This is a genomic window from Frankia sp. QA3 (assembly GCF_000262465.1).
Taxonomy (GTDB): Bacteria; Actinomycetota; Actinomycetes; order Frankiales; family Frankiaceae; genus Frankia.
Map to the genome: position 1 here is coordinate 7,467,639 of NZ_CM001489.1, position 1,162 is coordinate 7,468,800.

At 73.7% G+C, this 1,162-nt stretch carries 1 protein-coding gene; it reads right to left on the reverse strand.

The window, feature by feature from the left end; genetic code table 11:
• Positions 1-136: 136 nt before the first annotated feature.
• A complete protein-coding gene (locus tag FRAQA3DRAFT_RS30555; protein ID WP_009742922.1) occupies positions 137-934 on the reverse strand; it encodes a carboxylesterase in 798 nt (265 codons plus the stop codon).
• Positions 935-1,162 lie beyond the last annotated feature (228 nt).

Genomic DNA, 1,162 nt, shown 5'->3' on the forward strand with positions numbered 1-1,162 from the left:
CGGCAGGGCAGCGCCGCACCCCGTGGGCGGCACGCCGCCTCCCGCCGGCGCCCCGCGGTCCGCCACCGGACGGTCGGGCTCGGCCGCGCCCGCCGCGGACGGACGCGGCTCGCCCTGGCCCGGCGCCGGCGGATGCTCAGCCATCGCTGAGGGGAGTGTCGGGCACGAGCGTGCGTGCCGCGTGCCGCTGGACGAAGTCGAGACTGCCTTCGAAGATCGTTTCTTTGTCGTTGTCGAGGGTCGCCACGTGCCAGCTGTCCGGCAGCAGCCGTTCCTCGATCGGGGCACGCACCCCGGCCAGCAGGATCGCCCCCGAGCTCGGCTCCACTACATGGTCGACGACGCTGCGGTAGGCGAGCACCGGACAGACGATCCGCCCGAGGTCGCCGCGGGTGACCCCCCAGAGTCTGCGCAGCGACGCGAACGGGAGCAGCGGCACCCGGTCGTAGCCGACTTCGGGCACTCCCTTGGCCTTCACGTCGCCGGCGACGCCGGGCACGGCCGGGATGAAGCGCCCGAGCAGCGGGGCGAGCGCGGCGTGCCACCGCTCGGTGGACAGGCTCGCGTTCACCGTGACCACGCCGGCGACGTCGGGGCCGTGCTCCTCGGCCAGCCGCAGCGTCAACGTCCCGCCCATCGACAGGCCCATGACGAACACCTGCTCGCAGTCCGCGCGCAGGCGCAGGAACGCGCCCTGCACGGTGGCGTACCAGTCGGGCCAGGTGGTCGGGACCATGTCCTGCCAGCGGGTGCCGTGGCCCGGCAGCAGCGGGCAGGAGACGGTCAGCCCGGCGGCGGCGAGGGCCTCGCCCCAGGGCCGCATGCTGCCCGGCGAGCCGGTGAACCCGTGGACCAGCAGGACGGCCACCGGCCCACCCGCGAACTCGAACGGTTCTGCACCAGGTAGGACGGTTGTGCCGGTGGAGCCCACCATCGTGATCCGCCCTTCGTGCCCTGCGTTCGCCCGCGTGCCACGTCGCGGGGCGGCGCGGAAGGAAAACGCCGGTAAACGTATGCTCGCACGGTCCGCGGGCCGAGGCCACGGTCGTACGTATCTCACGGTCATGCGCATGTCGTCGGAACGCCATCGGACCGCCATCGGACCGCCAGGACCGAGAACACCCCGGCTGGGATGATATCGGCGCGGGCCTGCCCGCGCGCG